1 protein-coding gene is annotated in these 321 nt (G+C 38.0%); it reads right to left on the bottom strand.

Features of this window, described 5'->3' with window-relative positions; genetic code table 11:
* Positions 1–321: glycoside hydrolase family 3 C-terminal domain-containing protein (locus H4O21_RS28795; RefSeq protein WP_182812711.1), on the bottom strand; the 321-nt coding region annotated here is incomplete at both ends.

Raw genomic sequence — 321 nt, 5'->3', positions numbered from 1 at the left:
TATAGTATCATACTTAAACGCTGTATAGCTTAAACCATAACCAAAAGGAAAATGAGGTGTAAACCCTATGTCTAGGTAATGAGAATCGTTTCCTAAAGAACTTTGCCATGCTTCTATTGGAATATCATACATGGATACATAATCTTCATTATTTGCAGGTCGCCCCGTATTCTTATGATTATAGAAATAAGGTAGTTGTCCTGCTGTTTTTGGCCATGATACGGGTAATCTTCCTTCTGGTTCTCTCGATCCAAAAAGTATTTCTTGCAAAGCTTCGCCTCCCATTGTACCAGGGTGCCAAGTCATTAAAACTGCATCAAC

Source organism: Oceanospirillum sediminis (genome assembly GCF_014164585.1).
Classification (GTDB): domain Bacteria; phylum Pseudomonadota; class Gammaproteobacteria; order Pseudomonadales; family Halomonadaceae; genus Oceanospirillum; species Oceanospirillum sediminis.
Note: the sequence above shows the minus strand (reverse complement) of the source record. Positions and strands in the feature narration are given on the sequence as shown.